The organism is Nocardia sp. NPDC051833 (assembly GCF_040681225.1).
GTDB lineage: Bacteria > Actinomycetota > Actinomycetes > Mycobacteriales > Mycobacteriaceae > Nocardia.
In genome coordinates, this window is the sequence record NZ_JBFAYK010000001.1 from 767,403 (window position 1) to 790,122 (window position 22,720).

General features: G+C 71.1%; 21 protein-coding genes. 6 read left to right on the top strand and 15 right to left on the bottom strand.

The genetic code is table 11. The features are described 5' to 3' along the window. Positions 1 to 175: 175 nt before the first annotated feature. Entirely contained in the window at positions 176 to 3,763 is a 3,588-nt protein-coding gene (locus tag AB0L91_RS03535; RefSeq protein ID WP_365007099.1) for a protein kinase, read from the bottom strand. A gap of 196 nt (positions 3,764 to 3,959) precedes the next feature. Between AB0L91_RS03535 and AB0L91_RS03540 the strand changes: the two genes are divergently transcribed. Continuing rightward, complete coding sequence (locus AB0L91_RS03540; RefSeq protein WP_355284488.1) at positions 3,960 to 4,856, top strand: hypothetical protein; 897 nt, start codon at positions 3,960 to 3,962, stop codon at positions 4,854 to 4,856. A gap of 10 nt (positions 4,857 to 4,866) precedes the next feature. Here AB0L91_RS03540 and AB0L91_RS03545 read toward each other — a convergent pair whose 3' ends face one another. Both AB0L91_RS03545 and AB0L91_RS03550 read right to left on the bottom strand, forming a co-directional pair. Then, positions 4,867 to 5,532 carry a response regulator transcription factor gene (locus AB0L91_RS03545; protein ID WP_355284485.1) on the bottom strand — a complete coding sequence of 222 codons (666 nt, stop codon included), beginning with the start codon at positions 5,530 to 5,532 and terminating at the stop codon, positions 4,867 to 4,869. Between the two features lie 39 nt (positions 5,533 to 5,571). Continuing rightward, positions 5,572 to 6,735 carry a histidine kinase gene (locus tag AB0L91_RS03550; RefSeq protein WP_365007100.1) on the bottom strand — a complete coding sequence of 388 codons (1,164 nt, stop codon included), beginning with the start codon at positions 6,733 to 6,735 and terminating at the stop codon, positions 5,572 to 5,574. Between the two features lie 165 nt (positions 6,736 to 6,900). Here AB0L91_RS03550 and AB0L91_RS03555 point away from each other — a divergent pair, with 165 nt between their 5' ends. Continuing rightward, the gene (locus tag AB0L91_RS03555; protein WP_357344031.1) at positions 6,901 to 7,674 is read left to right on the top strand and encodes a hypothetical protein; all 774 of its coding nucleotides are present in this window, start codon (positions 6,901 to 6,903) and stop codon (positions 7,672 to 7,674) included. A gap of 40 nt (positions 7,675 to 7,714) precedes the next feature. Beyond that, positions 7,715 to 8,149: an SRPBCC domain-containing protein gene (locus AB0L91_RS03560; protein WP_357344029.1), complete on the top strand. Its 435-nt coding sequence runs from the start codon at positions 7,715 to 7,717 to the stop codon at positions 8,147 to 8,149. Positions 8,150 to 8,203: 54 nt separating this feature from the next. On the opposite strand, the gene gatA is transcribed toward AB0L91_RS03560, so the two are convergent. Then, the gene (gene gatA, locus AB0L91_RS03565; protein ID WP_365007101.1) at positions 8,204 to 9,691 is read right to left on the bottom strand and encodes an Asp-tRNA(Asn)/Glu-tRNA(Gln) amidotransferase subunit GatA; all 1,488 of its coding nucleotides are present in this window, start codon (positions 9,689 to 9,691) and stop codon (positions 8,204 to 8,206) included. Next, positions 9,688 to 9,984: an Asp-tRNA(Asn)/Glu-tRNA(Gln) amidotransferase subunit GatC gene (gatC, locus tag AB0L91_RS03570; protein WP_067493225.1), complete on the bottom strand. Its 297-nt coding sequence runs from the start codon at positions 9,982 to 9,984 to the stop codon at positions 9,688 to 9,690. The genes gatA and gatC overlap by 4 nt, the downstream gene beginning before the upstream one ends. 279 nt (positions 9,985 to 10,263) lie before the next feature. On the opposite strand from gatC, the gene AB0L91_RS03575 reads away from it, so the two are divergent. Continuing rightward, entirely contained in the window at positions 10,264 to 10,914 is a 651-nt protein-coding gene (locus AB0L91_RS03575) for an amino acid-binding protein (protein WP_365007102.1), read from the top strand. On the opposite strand, the gene AB0L91_RS03580 is transcribed toward AB0L91_RS03575, so the two are convergent. From AB0L91_RS03580 to AB0L91_RS03600, 5 genes are all read right to left on the bottom strand, one after another. Beyond that, positions 10,907 to 11,428 carry a GNAT family N-acetyltransferase gene (locus AB0L91_RS03580; protein WP_365007103.1) on the bottom strand — a complete coding sequence of 174 codons (522 nt, stop codon included), beginning with the start codon at positions 11,426 to 11,428 and terminating at the stop codon, positions 10,907 to 10,909. The two genes, AB0L91_RS03575 and AB0L91_RS03580, sit on opposite strands and share 8 nt — an antisense overlap. A 66-nt stretch (positions 11,429 to 11,494) precedes the next feature. Further along, on the bottom strand, positions 11,495 to 11,842 hold the full coding sequence (locus AB0L91_RS03585; RefSeq protein WP_355284467.1) for a hypothetical protein: 348 nt from the start codon (positions 11,840 to 11,842) through the stop codon (positions 11,495 to 11,497). 52 nt (positions 11,843 to 11,894) lie between these two features. Next, complete coding sequence (locus tag AB0L91_RS03590; protein ID WP_365007104.1) at positions 11,895 to 13,079, bottom strand: ATP-binding protein; 1,185 nt, start codon at positions 13,077 to 13,079, stop codon at positions 11,895 to 11,897. Between the two features lie 138 nt (positions 13,080 to 13,217). Further along, entirely contained in the window at positions 13,218 to 14,024 is an 807-nt protein-coding gene (locus AB0L91_RS03595; RefSeq protein WP_365007105.1) for an ABC transporter permease, read from the bottom strand. After that, positions 14,021 to 14,959: an ATP-binding cassette domain-containing protein gene (locus AB0L91_RS03600; RefSeq protein ID WP_365007106.1), complete on the bottom strand. Its 939-nt coding sequence runs from the start codon at positions 14,957 to 14,959 to the stop codon at positions 14,021 to 14,023. Before AB0L91_RS03600 ends, AB0L91_RS03595 begins: the two co-directional genes overlap by 4 nt. Positions 14,960 to 15,079: 120 nt before the next feature. Here AB0L91_RS03600 and AB0L91_RS03605 point away from each other — a divergent pair, with 120 nt between their 5' ends. Then, complete coding sequence (locus AB0L91_RS03605) at positions 15,080 to 15,718, top strand: PadR family transcriptional regulator (RefSeq protein ID WP_365007107.1); 639 nt, start codon at positions 15,080 to 15,082, stop codon at positions 15,716 to 15,718. 125 nt (positions 15,719 to 15,843) lie between these two features. Continuing rightward, complete coding sequence (locus AB0L91_RS03610) at positions 15,844 to 16,194, top strand: hypothetical protein (protein ID WP_357344016.1); 351 nt, start codon at positions 15,844 to 15,846, stop codon at positions 16,192 to 16,194. Between the two features lie 45 nt (positions 16,195 to 16,239). Here AB0L91_RS03610 and ligA read toward each other — a convergent pair whose 3' ends face one another. The 5 genes from ligA to AB0L91_RS03635 form a co-directional block, all read right to left on the bottom strand. After that, positions 16,240 to 18,336, bottom strand: a complete 2,097-nt coding sequence (ligA, locus tag AB0L91_RS03615) for an NAD-dependent DNA ligase LigA (protein ID WP_365011167.1) — start codon at positions 18,334 to 18,336, stop codon at positions 16,240 to 16,242. A 107-nt stretch (positions 18,337 to 18,443) separates the two neighbouring features. Next, on the bottom strand, positions 18,444 to 19,520 hold the full coding sequence (locus tag AB0L91_RS03620; protein ID WP_365007108.1) for a methionine synthase: 1,077 nt from the start codon (positions 19,518 to 19,520) through the stop codon (positions 18,444 to 18,446). A gap of 121 nt (positions 19,521 to 19,641) precedes the next feature. Further along, complete coding sequence (gene mnmA, locus AB0L91_RS03625; RefSeq protein WP_365007109.1) at positions 19,642 to 20,736, bottom strand: tRNA 2-thiouridine(34) synthase MnmA; 1,095 nt, start codon at positions 20,734 to 20,736, stop codon at positions 19,642 to 19,644. Further along, the gene (locus tag AB0L91_RS03630; RefSeq protein WP_365007110.1) at positions 20,736 to 21,962 is read right to left on the bottom strand and encodes a cysteine desulfurase family protein; all 1,227 of its coding nucleotides are present in this window, start codon (positions 21,960 to 21,962) and stop codon (positions 20,736 to 20,738) included. The genes mnmA and AB0L91_RS03630 overlap by 1 nt, the downstream gene beginning before the upstream one ends. 281 nt (positions 21,963 to 22,243) lie before the next feature. Then, complete coding sequence (locus tag AB0L91_RS03635; RefSeq protein ID WP_365007111.1) at positions 22,244 to 22,708, bottom strand: SUKH-3 domain-containing protein; 465 nt, start codon at positions 22,706 to 22,708, stop codon at positions 22,244 to 22,246. Positions 22,709 to 22,720: the final 12 nt, after the last annotated feature.

Genomic DNA, 22,720 nt, shown 5'->3' on the forward strand with positions numbered 1-22,720 from the left:
CGCCGCGACGGAGAGCTCTGCGAGGGCGCCACGGGCAGGCGCGGACGCCGCCGGGTATCGGTCGGCCCGGACCGCCTCGGCCGCCGATCCTTCCTCTTCGCGCGCGTTCCGGTACTCCGCGATCAGGCGAGTCGAGTGACACTGTGGCGGTACACCGTCCGCTGAATTCGGAGCGTCACAGTGGCACGTCCTCCCACCAGGCGATCACCTCGTCCTGGGCGGTCGGCCGGGGCGCCCCCGCCATGCCGCTGCTGCCCCGGCGGCTCACCGCGATCACGTATTTCGCGCGGGTCGAGTCGTCGGGGAAGCTCACGACCTGGTGGGCGGTCTGGGTGCGCACGCTGGCCTGGTCGGGAACCACCCAGCGGCGCAACGTGAACGGCACTCCGTCTTTGTTCCCCTGGTACCGCACCGCCGCGGGCATCGCCTCCACGACCGACCGCGCCTGCGCCGCCGTCGGATACTCCAGCACCAGGTAGCTCACCGACCCGGCACTGTTGTCGGTCCGCTCGCACTGCCAGCCCGCGCTGATCGGATTCCACTGCAGCGCGGGCTCTTTCCACTGCAATTCGCTCACCCCGCGCACGGCGACGCACTGCGCGCCCCGATACCCCTCGCCTTCGGCCACCGCCCCCTGCGGAACCAGCGTCGGAAACACCCGCCGACTCGCCACGAACGCATCCCCCACCACCGCCGCCGCCGAACTCGACGGCCCCTTGGCCGTCCCACCCGCCGCGTCCACGTCCTCGTCCCCGTCGGGCAGCACCACGACCACCAACGCCACCAGCAACCCCACCAGCGCGAACACCAACGCCGCCAGCAACAACCATCCCAGCCGATGCACCCGCGACATCCGCCGCCGCACCGGCCGACGCGGCCCCACCCACGGCCCCTGCCCTACTGGCGGCCCACCGGGCACCCCACCCGCCTGCGGTGATGCACCCGGCACACCTCCCGCCTGCGGCAACCCGCTCGCCACACCACCCGCCTGCGGCGACCCACTCGGCACACCACCTGGTTGCGGCGAGGCACTCGGCGCACCACCCGGTTGCGACGCCCCACTCACCACACCACCAGCCTGCGGCGAGCCACTCGCCACACCACCCGCCTCCGGCGAGCCACTCACCACAGCACCCGCCCCCGGCGACGCACCCGCCACACCACCTGGTTGCGGCGCACCACTCGGCACACCACCAGCCTGCGGCGAGGCATTCGGCGCACCACCGGCCTGCGGCGACCCACTCGACACAGCACCCGCCTCCGGCGAGCCACTCGGCGCACCACCTGGTTGTGGGGAGGCATTCGGCGCACCGCTGTATTGCGGCAACCCGTCCTCGGGCGGGACAACTCGGTGCTGCGCGATCCCTTGTCCGGCGGTTGACCCGTACGTCGCACCCGCTTCCCTCGCAAGCCCAGCCTGGGCATCCCCGGACAGGGGCACGCCAGCGTGCAGGGAGCTGCCCTGCCCAGCATCCGGTCCGCCCACCGATCCCCGCTCGCCATCGGCGGCAAGGTCGAGGTGCGGCGATTCCCCGGACCCGGGCGCCGTATCCGGCTCATCGCCTGTCGAAACCGGCAGTTCCACCCCTGCTTGCGGCGCCCCCCGGTCCTGCGCGACGCCTTCCTGCGGCGAACCCCGGTGCCCAGGCACGGAGCCGACGGCCTCGGCCCGCTCGTCGCCGGGTGACGCGGAGTGACCCGGCGCCTCGTGTCGCTCGCTGCCTTGCTGCGGCGAACCTGCGGGCCCGAGGTTCTGGCCGATCGCCGGGCCGCCGTCACCGTCCTGCTCCGCAGGGCGATCAGCGGCTCGGGTAGACCCGAGAACGCCACTCACCGGCTGACGCTCCGGCGAACTCGATTCGGTACCAGTGGCGGTACCGGAATCGCCTCGAACGCTGGCTGATTCGCGAATCGGGCCCGCGCTGCCAGCCGAGCGCGTCACCGGCGTCACCTCGGTCAGAGCATTCGCGTTCGCGACATCCAACTGCCCGGTGTCCGGCATCGGGACGACATCGGTCACGACCGAATCGGTATCCGCTTGCCCCGCTGTCGAGGCGGAACCTTCAGCCCTGCTGTCGTTGTCGCCGGATGAACGCGTCCCGTCGTCGACGGTGCCACGGTTCGTCGCCGAACTCCCGCACGACGTCGCGGCGGCCACTCCAGCGACCACCCCGGGCACCGCGGCGGCCGACGCACCATCTGCGCTCTCCCCCACCTGCCGCGACTCGCCTGCTCCGACCCGATCGCCCGCGAACCGCGCACGACCGGATCCGACTACCGAAGGTGACTGCGCGCCGCGCAGATCCGCACCGTGCGGTTGCCCTGCGGGCGGCTCCGTCGACTGGGCGCCGGGCGCCGGTGGCACGGCGGGAATCGGTCCACTCGGCGGCTGGGTCGAGGATGGTTGAGCGGCAACAGGATTCGGGATCGATGACGCAGGCATGACAGCCGCGTGCGCACCCGGCTGCGCACCCGGAATCTGTTGCGCCACGGGTACCTGCGCGACACCGGGCGACCGGTGCGCCCCAGGCGCCTGAACACCGGGTGGCCCCGCGGGCGGTTGCTGCGCCATCGGTGGGTGCGCAGCCTGTTGTGCTACCGGCGGTTGCTGCACCGCATGTGGCTGAACACCCTTTTGCGCCGTAGGCGGTTGCGCCCCCGGCTGAGCCGCAGGCGGCTGGGCGGCCGGGCCTGGGTGCGGTGGCGCGTATCCGGCGGGGGGCGGGACGGGGGCCCGTGGCGGGACCGGGACGGGTCCGGCGGGGGCGGGAGGTTGGTGTGGTGGGCGCCAAGCCGGGTGGGGGGCGGGCGGGATCGGCTGGGCGGGGTTGGGGCCGTAGCCGGGGGCCTGGGGCTGGTAGGGGCCCACCGGGGCGGGTGGGTAGAAGGCCGGGGTGTTGGCCGGGGGACGCGGTAGCGAGGGTGGGGTGTTGGAGGTGAGAGCCTGGCGGGCGGCCTTGGCGAAGGCGGTACAAGAGTCGAAGCGGGCGACTGGATATTTGGCCATGGCGGCGGCGAGGACGGCATCCAGAGCGGGCGGGAGGCCCTGGCGACGCAGGGCCAGGGGTGGCGGGTTGAGGTAGAGGGTGCCGCGGATGATCTCGTTCGGGTCGGGCGAGTCGAACGGCGCGATGCCGGTGAGCAGCCAGTACAGGGCGCACGCCAGGGAGTACTGGTCGGAGCGGTGGTCGAGTTCGGCGCCGGTCATCTGTTCGGGCGAGGCGTAGGCCAGGGTCGCGGTGAACATGCCCTGCTGGGTGAGGTGGGTGGAATCGGCGCGCAGGCGGGCGATGCCGAAGTCGGTGAGGAACACCCGCTCGCCCTGTCCGCCGCTGGAGCGGGCCAGCAGGATGTTGGCCGGCTTCACGTCCCGGTGCAGCACGCCCCTGCCGTGCGCGTAATCCAGTGCGTCGGCGACCCCTTCGATGATCTGCACGGCCCGTTCGGGCGGCAGCGTCATCGGATCGACGGTCGCCGCGTCGATCCCGTCGACGTACTGCATGCTGATCCACAGCTGCTCGCCCTCGGTCCCCCGGTCGAAGACGGTGACGATGCCGGGGTGGTCGAGCCCGGCCGCCAGATCGGCTTCCCGCTCGAACCGGGCGCGCACCCGTTCGTCGGCGAACAGGTCGCGATTGAGCAGCTTGAGCGCGGTCAGCCGGTCCAGTCGCGGATGCCGCGCCAGGTACACCGTGCCCATGCCGCCCTGGCCGAGCATCCGCTCGATGGTGAACCCGGCGAACACCTCACCGATGTCGAGCACTGCGACCCCCTTCCGGCGCCTGTGGCGGACCAGCATGGCACCCGCGCAGCGGCGTGACCACGTTCATTCGAATTCTCGCCGAAAATCGGTGAAACTTGCTAACGGTCGTCCGGTATTGTCCGGGCGCGCTCGACGAGTAGTTTGCACCGCCGAAGCAGGGCGCCGACGCGCAGTGGGTGGTGGGGAGGATTCGGTGGTGAAGTCGTCCGGTAAGGCGGCTGCCTGTCGCAGGCTGCTGCAGTGTGTGGTGCTGGCCTCGGCCGTGCTGTCGGCCTCGTGTGCCCTGCCGGGTACCCCGACCGCCGTGAGCGCCCCCACGGTCACGGTGAACAGCGAAGACGCCTGGCACCCCGGGCTGTCCATCATGCTGCCCGATTCGCTGGCCGCGGAGTTCACCCAGCTGCAGGCCCAGCTGCCGGGCCAGGTCGGCATGGCGCTGATGCCGGTCGGCGGCGGCCGGATGACGATCTACGGCGACTGGACCACCGGCATCGCCTGGTCGACGATCAAGGTCCCGCTGGCCGTCGCCGCGCTGCGCCACGATCAGGACCAGTCCATCTTCGAGATGGTCGAGGCCGCGATCACGGTGTCGGACAACGACGCCGCCGAGGGCCTGTGGGAGTCCCTCGGCGACGGCGAGGAGGCCGCCGAGGCCGTGCAGGAGGTCCTCGACGAGGCGGGCGACATCTCCACCGACAAGGCGAACCTGCGCACCGAACTCGACTACACCTCCTTCGGCGGCACCGAATGGTCGCTGGCCAACCAGGTCCGGTTCGCCTCGCGACTGCCCTGCCTGCCGCACACCGAGCTGGTCCGGCAGCTGATGGGCGAGATCACGCCCGAACAGGGCTGGGGCCTGGGCCAGCTCGACGGCACCGAGTTCAAGGGCGGCTGGGGCCCCGACGACGACACCGGCGTCTACACCGTGCGCCAGTTCGGGCTGGTGCCGGTCGGCAGCGGCCAGCTGGCGGTCGCCCTTGCCGCGCAAGCGGATTCGGGCACCTTCGACGACACCACCGCCCTGCTGGACCGGATGGCGCTGCTGCTGGCGCGGCACCTGCCGGAGTTGCGCGGCGGCGTCTGCCCGCGCTGAGCGCACCGGCTCAGCCGGGAACGACCAGGCCGGATTCATAGGCAAGCACCACCGCCTGCGCTCGATCGCGCAGCCCGAGCTTCGAGAAGACCTTGGAGACATGGGTTTTCACGGTCTGCTCGGCGACGAACAGCGCCTCGGCGATCTCGGTGTTCGACAGTCCCTTGGCGACCAGTTCGAGCACTTCCCGCTCGCGCGGGGTCAGCGAGCCGAGCGCGGGCGCGGCGGGTGGGCGCACGGTGTTGCGCCTGCGGGTGACGTCGGCGATCAGGCGCCGGGTGATCGTCGGCGCCAGCAGCGCCTCACCGTCGGCGACGACCCGGACCGCGCGCACCAGTTCCTCGGCGGGCGCGTCCTTGAGCAAGAACCCGCTCGCGCCCAGGCTCAGCGCCTCGTAGACGTAGTCGTCGATGTCGAAGGTGGTCAGCATCAGCACCCGGACCGGCGGGTCGAACCCGGCGGCCAGGATGGCGCGGGCGGCGTCGAGACCGTTCATCTCCGGCATCCGCACGTCCATCAGCACCACGTCGGGGCGCAACCGCTTGGCCTCGGCCACCGCGACCCGGCCGTCGGGCGCGTCACCGATGACGCTGATGTCGGGCTGGGCGGCCAGCAGCGCGCCGAAACCCTGCCGCACCATCGCCTGGTCGTCGGCGATCAAAACGGTAATAGCCACTCGACCACCCTAATGGGCGCACCGACGATGCGAAGAGGCCTACGGCGTGGGCAGTTTCGCCGACACCTCGAAGCCACCGTCCGGAGTGGGCCCGGCGGCGAGCTCACCACCGACCGCCTCGACCCTGGTCCGCATGCCGTCGATCCCGTGCCCGCCGCCCGCGCCCGGCCCGCCGACGGCCACCGCGGCCGCGTTGCGCACGGTCACCAGGACCACCCCGGGATCGACCGCGACGGTGACGTGCACCGGCGCGCCCGGCGCGTGCCTGGCCGAGTTCGCCATCGACTCCTGCACCACGCGATACACGGTCAGCCCGGTCGTCTCGGGCACCGTCACCAGGTCACCGCGCACGGTCCACTCGACCGGCAGGCCCGCCCGCTGGGCCGAGGCGCACAGCTCGGGCACGTCGGCCGCGCGCGGTTGCGGCGCGTGCTCGGGCAGCTGACCGTCGCTGCGCAGCACCCCGAGCAGGCCGCGGATCTCGTTGAGCGCGGTCCGCGCGGTGGCGCCGATGGACTCGAATTCCGCGCGCGCGGCCGGGTCGAGATCGTCGATCCGGTAGGGCGCGGTCTGGGCCTGCACCACCACCATGGACATGTGGTGGGCGACCACATCGTGCAGGTCACGGGCGATGCGCGCCTTCTCCTCGAGGATCGCCCTGCGCGCGCGTTCGAGTTCGGTGACCTCCTCCTGGCGCTCCAGCTTGCGCCGCGAGGCGACCACGGTGCGCAGCAGGTACCCGAACAGCGCGAGCGCGCCGAAGCCGACCACCCAGCCCCACAGCGGACCGTCGGCCGAGCCGGGCATGGTGGTGGCGAAGAGCATCGACTGCGCCGCCCAGGCCACCACGATGATCGGCACCGCGGCCCGCAGCGCCACCGCGAACAGCAGCACGAACAGCACGATGACGTGCACGACCTGGAACGGCAGGTCGTTGTCCGGCAGCGGCGACATCCCGATCGAGAACAGCAGCGCGGCGCCCGCCGAGATCGCCCAGCCCAGGGCCGGGTTGACCCGCACGAACAGGATCGGGAACACCGCCATTGCCGACAGCAGCGGGGCCAGGGCCGCCGGCACGTCGTGGGTGACGAACAGGGTCGGCCAGGCGACGCTGTACAGGGTCAGCGCGACCGCCACCGTCGCGAGGTCGAACCAGGTTCGCGCGGTGATGCGGCGCGCGGCGGGGCGCAGTTGTCCGGGCATGGCTCGAGCCTACGAACCGTCCGGTGAGCGGACCTCATACCCACGAACGATTTCGGACCCCCTACCCTGGTGTGACCCCGGCGCCGGGTCACCCGCCCGCGCGCCCCGAGAACCGGTCCACAGCGGGATGCCCGCCCCCGGACCCGCTCCTTACCGTCGGAGGCCATGAACACCCCGCTTCGCCCGGTACCCGCCGCTCGCCGTGCCCGTACCGCCGTCTCCGCCGCCTCCGCCTCGTCGAACACCGACTCCCCGGCCGAAGCCCCGCACCGTCGCCGCAGCGGGGTCGCCCTGTGCACCGCGGGGCTGGCGATGGCCGCCGCCGTCGTCATGTCGGCGCCCGGCGCCATGGGCACCACGCCCGGTGCCGACACCGAGAACGCGGCCGCCGCCGCGGTGGTGCGCGCGCTCACCGACGACGATCCCGACGCCACCGCGCTGATCCCCCGCGACTTCGGCTACAAGTTCGGCTACGACCCGGCCCAGCAGGACGGGCTGCTGGTCAACCCGAACGGCAGCTGCTCCTCCCCGGTGACGCTGCCCGCCGAGTTCGGCCCCGCCTGCAAGGCCCACGACCTGGGCTACGACATGCTCCGCTACGCCGAACGGGTCGACGAACCGCTGGGCCCGTGGGCGCGGCGCTCGGTGGACGCGGCGCTGAACCGGCGCATCCACGCGGCCTGTGAGCTGCGCGACGACGAGTTCTCCCGGGCCCGCTGCGGGGTGATGGCCGATATCGCGTTCACCGCGGTCGACGTGAACTCACGCAGGCAGGAGTACGGCGCCCCGGTGGTCGAGAACGTCTTCGCGACGACCGACCCGGCCGACCGCCCGAACCTCTGGCCGCTGGCCAGGACGGTGCTCGGCCTGTTCGCGGTGACGGCGGCCTCGGCGGTCATCATCGACGCGCTGCGCAAGCGCCGCAGGCGGCTGGGCTGACCTGGTTGCCGAAAACTAGAACATGTCCTAGTTTTTCCGCATGGCCCTCACTATCGACGAAACGATCGAGATCGACGCCCCCGCCGAGACGGTGTGGCAGGTGCTCACCGATTTCGACCGCTACGGCGAATGGAACACCTTCTGCTACGAGGCGGCGACCACCCTGGAGCCCGGCTCGCCCATCGACATGCAGGTGCAGCTCGGCCCCAACCGCCGCCCGCAGCGCGAGTGGATCCGCACCCACACCCCCGGCGCGGAGTTCAGCTACGCGATGAAGCCGGTGCCGCTGGGCGCCCTGCACAGCCTGCGCTCGCACACCGTGGTCGCGCTCGGCCCGAACCGCACCCGCTACGAGTCGCGGTTCACCCTGGCCGGCTGGCTCAGCCCGGTCGTCGAACTCGCCCTGGGCAAGCATCTGCGCGCCGGCTTCGCCGCGATGACCGCAGGCGTCGGCAAGCGCGCGACCGAGATCTGAAAAACGGGGTGCGCCAGGCCGATCCGGCCCAGCGCACCCCGCTCCGTAGTGCTGTCAGACGCCCGCGGGCGCGGGCAGCGCGCCGCGCGCCACCTCGTACGCCGCGCCCACCCGGTACAGGCGGTCGTCGGCCAGCGCGGGCGCCATGATCTGCAGGCCCACCGGCAGGTTGTCCTCGGCCGAGAGCCCCGACGGCACCGACATGCCGCAGTGCCCGGCCAGGTTGGTCGGCAGCGTGCACAGGTCCGACAGGTACATGGCCAGCGGGTCGTCGACCTTCTCGCCCAGCTTCCACGGGGTGAACGGGCTGGTCGGCGAGACCAGCACGTCGACCTGCTCGTAGGCGGCGTCGAAGTCGCGCGCGATCATCGTGCGAACCTTGAGCGCCTGACCGTAGTAGGCGTCGTAGTAACCGGCCGAGAGCGCGTAGGTGCCGATGATGATGCGGCGCTTCACCTCGGGACCGAACCCGGCCTCGCGGGTCAGCGACATCACCTGGTCGGCGCTGTGGCTGCCGTCGTCACCGACACGCAGGCCGTAGCGCATGGCGTCGAAGCGCGCCAGGTTCGACGACACCTCCGACGGCATCACCAGGTAGTACGAGGACAGCGCGTACTCGAAGTTCGGGCACGACACCTCCACCACCTCGGCGCCGAGTTCCTTCAGCACCGCGACCGCGGCGTCGAAGGAGGCCAGCACGCCGGGCTGGTAACTGTCGGAATGCAATTCGCGCACCACGCCGACCCGCACGCCGCTCAGATCACCGTTGGCGCCCAGCTTGGCCGCCTCGACCACCGGGGCCACCGGCACGTCGCGGGAGGTGGAGTCACGCGGGTCGTATCCGGCGATCACCTCGTGCAGCAGCGCGGTGTCGAGCACCGTGCGACCACACGGACCGCCCTGGTCCAGCGAGGACGCGCAGGCGACCAGGCCGTAGCGCGAGACGGTGCCGTAGGTGGGCTTCACGCCGACCGTCGCGGTGACCGCGGCGGGCTGCCGGATCGAGCCGCCGGTGTCGGTGCCGATCGCCAGCGGCGCCTGGAACGAGGCCAGCGCCGCCGCCGAGCCGCCGCCGGAACCACCGGGGATGCGGGTGGTGTCCCAGGGGTTGCGGGTCGGGCCGTAGGCCGAGTTCTCGGTGGAGGAGCCCATCGCGAACTCGTCCATGTTGGTCTTGCCCAGGATCGGGATGCCCGCGGCGCGCAGCCGCGCGGTGACCGTCGCGTCGTAGGGCGACATCCAGCCCTCCAGCACCTTCGAGGCGCAGGTGGTGGGCATGTCGGTGGTGGTGAAAACGTCCTTGAGCGCCAACGGGACTCCCGCCAGCGGCGAGGCGGGCGTCTCGCCCGCGGCCAGCGCGGCGTCGACCACGGCGGCCGCGGCCAGCGCCTCGTCCCCGGCGACGTGCAGGAACGCGTTGAGCTCACCGTCGACCGCGGCGATCCGATCCAGGTGCGCCCGGGTGACCTCGGTGGAGGACACCTCGCCGCCGTGGATCTTGGCCGCCAGCTCGGCCGCCGACAGCGTGGTCAACTCGCTCATTCGCCCTCTCCCAGAATCTGCGGGACCAGGAAACGCTGCTCTTCCACGGCCGGCGCCTGGTCCAGCGCCTGCTCGGGAGTCAGACCGGGCACGACCACATCGGGCCTGGTCACATTGGTCGTCGGGTTCGGCGACGCGGTGGCGGGGACGTCGGCGGCGACCTCGGAGATGGTCCGCACGTGGCTGAGGATCGAATCCAGCTGACCGGCGAACTGGTCGAGTTCGGCGTCGGTCAACGCCAGCCGGGACAGCCGGGCGAGGTGAGCGACCTCGTCACGGGAGATTGCGGGCACCGCGGGACCCCTTTCGGCATAGGTATGGGAACTATTGCTGACAGCCTAATCGGCACGGCTGCGCAGCAGTCCTCAGCCCTGCGCAGGCCGGAGCGCAGGCGGAGGTACGCCTATCGAGGGCGGCGGACGGTGCCGGACGCACCCGCCTCGCGCGAAAGTTCGCGCATGTCGCGCCCCGGGGCGCATACTTCGACTCGATAGCCCGCGCTCGGGGGTGTAAGTATTGCGTCACCGGGTATTCGTGTCGAACAGCCCCGGCCGCCTAGGAAAGGAACGCACGTGTCATACCTGCTCCGCGTGCAACTTCCGGATCGACCGGGAAGCCTCGGCTCCCTGGCACTCGCCCTCGGCGGGGTCGGCGCGGACATCCTCTCGCTCGACGTGGTCGAGCGTGGCGCCGGATTCGCGATCGACGATCTGGTGGTCGAGGTGCCCACCGGCGCGCTGCCCGACACCCTGATCACCGCCGCGGAGTCCGTCCACGACGTGAGTGTCGACTCGATCCGCCCCTACTCCGGCGTCCTCGACACCCATCGTGAGCTCGAGCTGATCGATCAGGTCGCCAGTGCGCGCGACGATCGCCTGCAGGTCCTCGTCGACGGGGTGCCGCGGGTGCTGCGCGTGGGCTGGTCGACGATCATCGGGATGGGCCCGGGTGGCGCGTACCGCGTCGTCGGCAGTCCGAGTGCGCCTGAGACGCAAGCGGGTTCGGCCCCGTGGATGCCGCTGGAGAAGCCGTCCTGGCTCGACGGCGAGGCCGAGTGGGTGCCGCAGATCTGGCGCGACATGGACACCAAACTGGCCGCCGCCCCGCTGGGCAGCACCGGCAAGTCGCTGCTGCTCGGCCGGCCCGGCGGCCCCGACTTCCGCCCGTCGGAAGTGGCGCGGCTGGGCTATCTGGCAGGCATCGTCGCGACCGTGCTCAGCTGAGCGCCAGCCGCATCACGTACAGCTGCAGTCCGTCGTTGGTGGACCAATTGCGTTCCGGCACACCGACGAAACCCAGTCGCTCGTAGATGCGGTGCGCGTCGACCATCGTGCCCATGGTGGTCAGCGCCACCGCCGCGTAGCCACCGGCACGCGCCTCGTCGATCACGGCGCGCACCAACGCCGTTCCCACCCCGAGGCCGCGCGCGTCCTTGGCCACCGCGAGCATCCGGAATTCCAGCTCGCCCGGTAACGCGATCTCGGCGTAACGGGTGCCCGGCTTCGCGACGGTGAGCGAGCCTGCGACCTTGCCGTCGTGCACGGCGACCAGCACCTGGGCCTCGGCGGCCCGGTGGGTGACGTCGCCCAGCTCCTGGACGTAGCTGTCGTCTTCGTCGACATAGCCGTCGCCCACATACACCTGCACGGTCAGCGCGGAGATGGCGGCGAATTCCTCGGGGCGGGCGGTCCGGATCCGGACGCCGTTCCCCGGGGTCTGATGGTGGTTACCCTGCATCCGGGCATGATCCCACCCCGGCCGTTGTGATCTGAAACTCACCCATGTCTCACCGGGGCGGTGAGCTCACGACCCCAGGTAGGACCGCAGGCCAGGATGCTGGGCCACCCACCGGTCCGGATTGCGCGGCGGATAGACGACCAGCAGCTGATCGCCGATCGACGGCCACTGCGCGGCGTCCCAGGCGAAGCGCCGGTACACCACCGTCCCGGGCACGGACGGGCCGATCAGGGTGCCGGTGATGGTCACGTAGTGCTCGCCGGTCATCGCGGGCAGCGGGCTGACGCCGGTGATGTAGAGCGAGCCCTGTTCCAGGTTCGCGCCGCCGCCGCGGCCGATCCGGTGGGCGGCGACGGCGCCGATCGTCACGACCAGCATCGTCACCATGGCCGCGGCCATCACCACTTCGAGCATGCCGCCCATGGTAGGCCCACCCCGCGCGACCGGCGTCGGCCCCGCGGCCACGTCACAGTGGCGTGAGCTCGCTGACGCTCTGTTCCCGGCGCAGCTGCCAGACCGCGGCGCGGGTGCGCTGCGAGCGGCCGTTGCCCCGGTCGATCAGCGCGCGCTGGGCGGTGGTGTAGATCAGTTGCGCGCCACGCGCGTTGGTCTCCGGGTTCTGGAACAGCTGGACGAGCCGGTCGGTCTCCTCCACCGGCAGGCCGGCGCCGAGATCGTCGACCGCGAGCACCTGGCCGGTGTCGAGCGCCTCGAGCATGGCGGGCAGCACCCGCAGCAGCGCACGGGTCGCGGTGGATTCGTCGGCGAGTTCGAACGGCACGTCGATGCCCTCGTGCACCAGGCTCAGCGCGGCGCCGCGCCGGTCCACCATCCGCCGGTAGAGCGCGTCGCGGGCGGCGCGCAGGGTGCTCAATTCCCGTTCCAGCAGAATCGGATCGGCACCGCCGTGGTCGAGTTGCGCTGCCAGCGTGCCGATCTCGGCGTCGAGGTCGCGCAGGTAGTCCGCGTACATCGGATCGTGTTCGGCGACAAGCAGATCCTCGATACCCAGATCCGCCGTTCGCAACAGCATCAGCAGCCGGGCCGCGTTGTCGGGCGAGCGCGAGATGTGACCGCCCAGATCCCGCGCGAGCTCCTCGACGCCCGCCTCGCCCTGCTGCACCCGCAGGTTCGCGGCGAACCAGCGATACGCGGGCACCAGCGCTTCGGCGTACATCTGCCCCGCCAGGCTCAGCAGCAGCGCGTTCGGCCGCACCAGCGGAACCAGCGGCGCCACGCCGTAGCGGGCCGCCTCGAACATCGGCCCGATCTTGACCTGATCGCCGTTGCGCTCGAACACGATCCGCTTGCGCGAGCGCGGATGGGTGTACAGCCATTCCGCGATCACATCGACGTTGTCGAGCCGGAAGCCGTAGGTGTAGGGCACGCCCTCGGCCACGAACCCCGCGACGAACTCGGTCGGCCGATCCGCGAATCCGAGATGCGGCCTGCGCACCGGCCCCGCGTACGGGTCCCATCCGCTCACCGAGTGCAGCACCGCGTCCCGCATCTGCGCGAGCGCGTCGACCAGGCTCGTCTTCCCCGACGCCGCCACGCCGTGCACGGCGGTCACCGGCACGGCGACCGGACTGCCGCTCCCTTTGCTCAACCGCAATTGCTGCGCCTCGGCCAGCGATCGGTGATTGGTCACCTGAAAACTACGCAGCAAGGGTCGTCCGCCTCTCCGAGATCCTTCGCAAGACTAGGCGACGACGCACCCGCGCACGCGGTAGGCGCCCGGCGCCCGGCCGAGCCGGCGCACCGAGCTCGACCGGAGCGCGCCGGACGGCTAGCGGCTCAGGTCCCGGAACCGCCGCACCGCCAGCGGGAAGAACACCGCGAGCAGGGCCACCGGCCAGACCACCGCGAGCAGTTCCGCGTTGGTCGCGGCCCAGCTGTCACCGGCCGCGACCGGGTTGCCGAACAGGCCGCGCACCGCCGTCGCCGTCGCCGACATGGGATTCCACTCGACGACCGCGCCCAGCCACGACGGCATCGATTCGGGCGCGGCGATGGCGTTGGAAAGGAAGGCGATCGGCCAGACCAGGATCTGCACCGCCTGCACCAGTTCCGGGGTGCCCGCGACCATCGCCAGGTAGATGCCGATCCACAGCATCGCGAACCGGAGCAGCAACAGCAGACCCACCGCCCCCAGGAACGCGGCGACACCGCCGTGCCAGCGCCAGCCGATCGCGTACCCGACCGCGATCAGCACCGTCAGCCCGACCGCCGACTGCAGCATGTCGGCGATACTGCGCCCGACGAGGACCGCGGCCGAGTTCATCGGCATCGACCGGAACCGGTCGATGACGCCCTTGTCGAGGTCCTGGGTGACCGCGAGCATCGTCGATTCGAGGCCGAAGGCCATGGTCATCGTGAGCATGCCGGGGACCAGGTAGTCCTCGAAGTCGCCGTCGACGCCCCGACCACCACCGATCAGGTAGCTGAACATCACCAGCAGCATCACCGGGAAGACCAGCCCGACGACCACCTGCACGGGCTGGCGCGCCCAGTGCGCCAGCTCGCGCCGGGTCATCGTCCACGAGTCGGTCACCGCCCAGCTCAGCGCCGACGGTGCCGGTTGCGTCGTGCTCATGCCGCGTTCTCTTTCGTCAGGTGCAGGAAGACCTCGTCGAGCGTCGGGCGCCGGACCGCGATGTCCTCGGGCTCGATCCCGTTCGCCGCCAGTGCCCGGACGGTCTCGGTCAGGGCCGCCATCCGGTCGCCGACGGCGGCGCTGACCATCCGCCGGTCCTCGTCCACCACGGTCTCGCCGGGCAGCAGCGACGCCGTGCGCGCCAGGTCGGCGGTGCCGCGCAGGACCACGTCGATGCGGTCGCCGCCCGTCTCGGACTTCAGCTCGTCGGCCGTGCCCGCCGCGATGACCCTGCCGTGGTCGATCACCGAGATCCGGTCGGCCAGCTGATCGGCCTCCTCCAGGTACTGCGTGGTCAGCAGCACGGTGGTGCCGCCGTCCACCAGGGACCGCACCGAATTCCACACCTCCGTGCGCCCCCTGGGGTCGAGCCCGGTCGTCGGCTCGTCCAGGAAGAGCACCTCGGGTTCGGCGATGAGCGAGGCCGCGAGATCGAGCCGTCGCCGCATGCCCCCGCTGTACTGCTTGACGGCCTTCGTCCCGGTATCCCCGAGCCCGAACCGCGCCAGCAGTTCGTCGGCCCGGACACCGGCGCGCCGCGCGCCCAGGTGATAGAGACGCCCGAACATCTCCAGGTTCTGCCGACCGCTGAGTTCCTCGTCGACCGCCGCGCTCTGACCGAGCAGGCCGATCCGCGCGCGCACCCGATCGGCGTCCGCGCGCACATCGAGACCGGCCACTTCGACGCGTCCCGCGTCGGGACGCAGCAGCGTCGACATGATGCGCACCGCCGTGGTCTTGCCCGCGCCGTTCGGGCCGAGGACCGCGTGGACGGTCCCGGCCCGGACCGTGAGGTCCAGGCCGTCGAGCGCCCGTTCGGCTCCGTAGTTCTTCCGTAGTCCTTCGACGACTATCGCCTGGTCGTGGTTGGTCACTACACCCCTCCGCCACTCAGTGGTCAAACTTGACTAGACGGCCACGGTACGACTCCGGTCGCGATTAGTCAAACTTGAATACTGCTACCTTGGTCACCGGTCATCGGAAGGGAGACAGCCATGTCAGCGATCCGCCTGCTGGTTCTGGGCGCGGTCCGGCAGCACGGTCGGGCACACGGCTATCAGGTGCGCAACGACCTGGAGTTCTGGGGCGCCCACGAGTGGTCCAACGCCAAGCCGGGCTCGATCTATCACGCGCTCAAGCAGATGGCCAAGCAGGGACTGCTCGTCGAGCACGAGGTCGCGCCGAGCACGGTCGGCGGCCCACCGCGGGTCGAGTACGAGATCAACGACAAGGGCACCGCGGAGTACTTCGCGCTGCTCCGCCAGGCCCTGACCTCCTACGACCAGAAGATGGACATGCTCTCGGCGGCAATCGGATTCATCGTCGACCTCCCCCGCGCCGAGGCCATCGCCCTGCTCGAACAGCGGATTACCGGCCTCACGCAGTGGCGCTCCTCGGTCACCGAGTACTACGCCCCCGAGCAGGGACCCGCACAGCTCGGCCACATCGGCGAGATCATGAACATGTGGATCCACTCGGCCGACAGCGAAGCCGCCTGGACCCACGGTCTGATCGCGCGCATCCGCGACGGCGCCTACACCTTCGCCGACGAGGGCGACCCTTTCGTCGGCGTCCTCGCCGACGACGAGCCCAACCCCTTCGCGACCGGCCCGCACCCCGAGGACCCCGCCTAGGACACCGCTCACCCCAGACGGTATCCGCCGTGGCCGGGCGTGTTCGGCGCGGACGCACTAGCATGCTGGGCACCGCGGCCGCCCGGTCGGCGGAGCTGAGTCGACGACGAGGATGGGTGCGCGGGATGGCTGTTCGGATGATGGTTCGCGGAGTTGTCGTCGCGGCGGTGACCGCGGGCGCCGTGGTGCCGGTGGTGCTGAGCGCGCCGAGCGCGGTGGCCGATCCGTGCCCGAACGGGACCGCCCGGGTGTTCCTCGGGAACGAGACGAATTCCTGTCAGGGCGCCGGTTCGGTGTCCTACACCGACGGGCCGGTGTCGAAGGTGTGCTCGATGTCGGGGACGCATGTGGCTGTCGATATCCAGACCAATATCAAGAAGCGGCCGACCCGCCACGTGGAGATCAGCAACGGGCAGTGCTCGAGCTTCGACATGAAGACGCAGATCGGCAATACCGTCACCGTCACCCCGAACTGAGCGAGGCCGGGATCCATCCGCCCGCGGCGGACCCCGACCGGGCGACTACTCGTCCTCGGTGGCGTCCGGCGCCGGGGTGACCGCGGCGGGTCCGCCCGCCAGCAGTGCCCGGAAACCGTCCTCGTCGAGGATCGGGACGCCGAGTTCCTCGGCCTTGGCCGCCTTCGAGCCGGGCGCGTCACCGATCACCACGAACGCCGTCTTCTTCGACACCGAGCCCGCCGCCTTGCCGCCGCGCACCAGGATCGCCTCCTTGGCGCCGTCGCGGGTGAAGGTCTGCAGCGAGCCGGTGACGACGATGGACAGGCCCTCGAGCGTGCGCTCGATGGAGTCGTCGCGTTCGTCTTCCATGCGCACGCCCGCCGCGCGCCACTTGTCGACGATGGCGCGATGCCAGTCGACGGTGAACCACTCGACGACGGCCGCCGCGATGGTGGGACCGACACCGTCGGTGGCCGCGAGCTCGTCGCCGGTCGCCGCTTCGATGCGATCCAGGCTCGCGAATTCGGAGGCCAGCGCGCGAGCGGCGGTCGGACCGACGTGCCGGATCGACAGGCCGACGAGCACCCGCCACAGCGGAGTGTCCTTGGCGGCGTTCAGGTTCTCCAGCAGGCGCGCGCCGTTGGCCGACAGCGCACCGTCCTGCTTCGTGAACAGCGGGACACCGAGCAGCGCCTGCTCGTCGAGCGCGAACAGGTCGCCCTCGTCGGTGATGGCGCCCGAGGTGAGCAGCGCGTTGGCGGCCTCGTAGCCGAGGGCTTCGATGTCGAAGGCGCCGCGGCCTGCCAGGTGGAAAACGCGTTCGCGCAGCTGGGCCGGGCAGTGCCGCTGGTTCGGGCAGCGGATGTCGGCGTCGCCCTCCTTGGCAGGCGCCAGCTCGGTGCCGCATTCGGGGCAGTGCGTCGGCATCACGAACTCGCGTTCGTCGCCGGTGCGGGCGTCGACGACCGGGCCGAGGACCTCGGGGATCACGTCGCCCGCCTTGCGGATGGTGACGGTGTCGCCGATCAGCACGCCCTTGCGCTTCACCTCGGAGGCGTTGTGCAGGGTGGCCATGGCGACGGTCGAGCCGGCGATGGAGACCGGCGCCATCACCGCGAACGGGGTGACCCGGCCGGTGCGGCCGACGTTCACCTCGATGTTGAGCAGCGTCGTCGTCGCCTCTTCCGGCGGGTACTTGTAGGCGATGGCCCAGCGCGGGGCCCGCGAGGTGGAGCCGAGGCGGCGCTGCAACGCCAGCTCGTCGATCTTGATCACCTGGCCGTCGATCTCGTGCTCGATGTCGTGGCGGTGTTCGCCCCAGTAGGCGACCCGCTCGATGACGGCATCGATGCCCTTGACCAGCCGGGTGTGCTCGGAGACCGGCAGGCCCCAGGCGGTCAGCGCCTGGTAGGCCTCGTGCTGGGACTCCGGGCGGTAGCCCTCGATCCGGCCGAAGCCGTGACAGATCATCCGCAGCCTGCGCTGGGCGGTGATCGCCGGGTTCTTCTGGCGCAGCGAACCGGCGGCGGTATTGCGCGGATTCGCGTACGGCGGTTTGCCTTCGGCGACGATCTGGGCGTTGAGGGTCTCGAAGTCCGCGAGCCGGAAGTAGACCTCGCCGCGCACTTCCAGCAGCTCGGGGATCGGGAAGTCCGCGCTCGGGGTGAGTTCGGCCGGGATGTCTTCGATGGTGCGCGCGTTGAGGGTGACGTCCTCGCCGGTGCGGCCGTCGCCGCGGGTCGCGCCGCGCACCAGCCTGCCGTTCTCGTACACCAGGTTCAGCGCGACGCCGTCGATCTTGACCTCGCACAGGTAGTGCAGGTCCGGCCCGGTCTCGGCCTCCACCCGGCTTGCCCAGGCACGCAGTTCGTCGTAGTCGAAGACGTTGTCCAGCGACAGCATTCGTTCGAGATGGTCGACGGCGGTGAAGTCGGTGGCGAAGCCGCCGCCGACGAGCTGGGTCGGCGAATCCGGCGTCCGCAGGTCGGGGTGGGCGTCTTCGAGCGCCTGCAATCGCCGCAGCAGGGTGTCGAACTCACCGTCGGTGATGATCGGCGCGTCGCGCACGTAGTAGCGGAACTGGTGCTCGCGCACCTCGTCCGCCAGCTGCTGCCACTGCACCCGCTGCTCGGGGCTCGCGCCCACCGGCTCGGCACCCACGGAAACCACGCTGTCGCTGTCACTCACCTGTCGAACACTAGTCGAGCCCACCGACACTTCCGGCCACCGTTACCGCACGTCGCGGGGGCATTCCGGGATGATCGCCGTCAGTCGAGCGAGATCGACTCCGGCTCCTCGGCGAAGGCGCGGGCGACCTCGCCGGTGAGGGTGATGGCCTTGCGCGCCCAGGGCAGCGGCGCGCCGGCCAGGCCGCAGGCGGGGGTGACCAGGATCTGCTCGGCGAGGACACGACGGGGGAAACCGAGGCGATCGATCAGGCGGACGCCGGGTTCGGCGACGGTGCGCCAGGTCGGCGGCGTGGCGGGCGGCGCGGTGGGGGTCAGGCCGAGCGCGATCTTCTTGCCGGAGTCGAGGATCTCCCCGAGGGCGTCCAGGTCGGGGGTGGTGAGCGTGGCCGCGTCGAAGGAGATCGCGGTGGCGGCGCTGCGGCCCAGGGTGGTGAGGGCGGGCCGGGTGGCACAGGTGTGCAGCAGAACCGGCGCGGGCTGGGCGGTGATCACCGTGTCGAGGATGTGCAGCGCCTCCGGTTCGGGGAGCGCGCGGATGGTGTTGAGGATGCTCGGACCCCGGAGCGAGCCGTCGAGCACCGTGGTGAGCCGGGGTTCGTCGAGCTGGACGACCACCTGGGCCCCGAGCCGCCGGGCGACCTCGGCGGCATGTCGGGCCAGCCCTTCGGCGAGGGATTCCGAAAGATCGCGCACCGCACCGGAATCGGTGAGGATCCGGTGCCCGCCGGGCAGCTCGACCTCGGCGGCGAGGGTCAGCGGGCCCGCGGACTGGATCTTCACCACGCGGCCCGTACCCGCCAGACCCGCTGTCTCCCAGGCTTCTTCGATGGCGTCGAGGTCTTCGTTCAGCAGGTCCCTGGCCCGGCGTGACACCGCGCCGGGCCGGGCGCCCAACCGGTAGCCGCGGGTGGTGGAATCGAAGCGCAGGTCGACGAGCAGCGCCGAGACCCGGCCGATCATGTCCGCGCCGACGCCGCGATCGGGCAGCTCGACCAGGTGCGGGAGATCGGCGAGTTCGCCGATGATCGTCGCGGCCGCCTCGCGCGGATCGGTGCCGGGCCACGAGCCGATGCCGGTGGCGGTGCCGCCCGCGAGCGGGACGACCGGCTCCGGTGCGGCCGTCTCCTGCGAGTTCTCGCTGCGCCACAATGTCACGCGCTCAACACCTTTCGATTCATCGAACGCCAGTCGCCGCCGGTCACCATCCTGCCCCGCACCACGGCGGCGGCCTCGGTCGGCCCCGCGTGGCTCCCGTCCCGGCGCGGGTACGAGCCGATCAGGCCGGAACGCCGGCGCGGTCGGTGCCGTTGATGGTGCCGCTGCCGACCACGGTGTCCCCACCCTCGGCATCGGGCAGGTAGAGCACGATCGCCTGCCCCTTGGCGACACCGGTGAGCGGTTCGCGCAGGCTCGCGACGAACCCGTCGCCCTCGGGGGTGACGACGGCGGGCGCGGTGCCGCCGTGCGCGCGCACCTGCACGACGCACTCGACCGGCCCGTCCGGGCGCTCGCCGGAGGTCCAGATGGCGCGATCGGCGGTGACGACGTCGACCTGGAGGTCTTCGATCGAACCGACGCTGACCGTCCCGGAATCGGGGTCGATGCCGGTGACGTAGCGGGGCTTGCCGTCGGCGGCGGTGTGCGTCAGGCCCAGGCCCTTGCGCTGGCCGACGGTGAACCCGTGCACGCCCTCGTGCTCGCCGAGCACGGTGCCGTCGGAGTCGACGAGCGCGCCGGGCCGGATGCCGATCTTGGCGCCGAGGAAGGCCCTGGTGTCGCCGGAGGGGATGAAGCAGATGTCGTGGCTGTCGGGCTTGTTCGCCACGGCAAGGCCGCGCTCGGCGGCTTCCTCGCGGATCCGCGGCTTCGGGGTGTCACCGACCGGGAACATCGCGCGCGACAGCTGCTCGGCGGTGAGGACCGCGAGCACATAGGACTGGTCCTTGTCGGCGTCGACCGCGCGGCGCAGCACGCCGTCGTCGAGCCGGGCGTAGTGGCCGGTGACGACGGCGTCGAAGCCCAGGGCCTGCGCGCGGTCGGCCAGGGCCGAGAACTTGATCTTCTCGTTGCAGCGCAGGCACGGGTTGGGGGTCTCGCCCGCGGCGTAGGCGGCGACGAAGTCGTCGATCACGTCCTCTTTGAAGCGGTCGGCGAAGTCCCACACGTAGAACGGGATGCCGAGCACGTCGGCGGCGCGACGCGCGTCACCGGCGTCCTCCTTGGAGCAGCAACCGCGCGATCCGGTGCGCAGCGTGCCCGGCGTGGCGGACAGCGCCAGGTGCACCCCGACCACCTCGTGACCGGCGTCCACGGCCCGCGCCGCGGCCACCGCCGAATCGACACCACCACTCATCGCGGCGAGTACTCGCATCAGGCACCTCCTCTAGCGCCGGCCAGGCCCGCGGCCCTGGCCCGTTCGATGACCTGCGGCAGAACGGTCAACAATGTCTCGATATCGGCCCCGGTCGACGTATGACCCAGCGAGAACCGCAGCGAACTGCGGGCCTGCCAGGGCTCGACGCCCATCGCGATCAGCACATGACTCGGCGATGCCACGCCCGCGTTGCAGGCCGACCCGGTCGAGCATTCGACACCGGCGGCGTCGAGCAGCATGAGCAGCGAGTCGCCCTCGCAGCCGGGGAAGGTGAAGTGGGCGTTGCCGGGCAGACGCCGCTCGCCGAGCGGCCCGTTGAGGACCGCCTCGGGTGCCACCTCCCGCACGCCCGCGATCAGCTGTTCGCGCAGGTCACGCAGGTGCTCGGCACGCGCGGGCAGCTCGCCGGTCGCGTCACGCAGCGCCGCGGCCAGGCCGACCGCCGCGGCCACGTCGGAGGTGCCCGACCGCAGGTCACGCTCGTGTCCACCGCCGTGCACCAGCGGCACGCAGGGCACCTGCCTGCCGAGCAGCAGCACGCCGATGCCGTGCGGGCCGCCCGCCTTGTGCCCGGCGACGCTGAGCGCGGCCAGCCCGCTCGCACCGAAATCGACGGGGACCTGGGTCACCGCCTGGATCGCGTCGCTGTGCATCGGGATGCCGAATTCCCCGGCGACCGCCGCCAGTTCGGTGATCGGCTGGATCGTGCCGACCTCGTTGTTCGCCCACATGACGCTGACCAGCGCGACCTCGTCGGCGTGCGCGGCGAGCACCTCGCGCAGCGCCTGCGGCGACACCACGCCATCGGCATCCACCGGCAGCCAGCTGACCTGGGCGCCCTCGTGCTTCTCCAGCCACTCGACCGCGTCGAGCACCGCGTGATGCTCGACCGCGCTGGTGACGATCCTGGTGCGCCGCGGATCGCCCGCCCTGCGCCCCCAGAAGATGCCCTTGAGGGCCAGATTGTCGCTCTCGGTCCCCCCGGAGGTGAAGATCACCTCCGACGGCCGCGCGCCCAGCTCGGCCGCGATCGCCTCGCGCGCCTCCTCCAGCGCCCGCCGCGCCGCCCGGCCCGATCCATGCAACGACGAGGCATTACCCACCGTCGTCAGCGCAGCCGTCATCGCCTCGACGGCGGCGGGCAGCATCGGAGTGGTGGCCGCGTGGTCGAGGTAGACCGTGTTGGGCGCACCGTTGACCGGACCCGTATAAGCCGACTTCATGACCGACAAAGCCTATACCACCGCTGACCTGGGCATCTTCGGGGTCCACCCCTGCTCTCTACGATTTCTATGATTCACCCGCGTTCCTCAACGCGCGCACTACCTCGCCGTATTCCCGGCCCGGCGACGAAGGGGCCGGTGAGCGCGTCCACTCGGCCGATTCCACCGCCACCGAGAGACCGATCGGACGTCGTGAACCTCCCCATCCACAACGGGTCGCGCGGGATCACGCCGACAACCTCGGGGCCGGTCCGCGTGTCCCGAGTACCGCTAACGCCCCATCATCGGATCACCCACTCCCCCAGCACTATTGGACGGATTCCCACCTTGATCATCGAGAACAGCGCGCTGACATCATCCCCGTAGCGATAGACCGACGAATCGAACCCCGCGTAGAACTTTCCATCGCTCCCCGAATACAGCGTCAGATGAAAGCTGTCCACACCGATCGGGACCAGATCGGCACCGGCCACCTCCGCACATCGCCCGGCCACGTCCGCGTCGCGGGCGGTGCAGACGACGGAGGGATCGAAGGACGTCCAGCTCCGGACCAGCTCCCCGGCGATGACCAGGGTCGGACCATGGTCGATCCGGAGCCCGAGGTACCCCCGCAAGAAGCCCCTTCCCGCCTCGTGACAGACGAAGCCGACCCGCTCCAGGTCCGCCATGACGGGGTCACCGTCAGTCCGCATTCCGGCGCCCCAACCGAACGAGCCCAGAAACTCCCCCAGCTCCGACTCACCCAATTCTTCGCACCT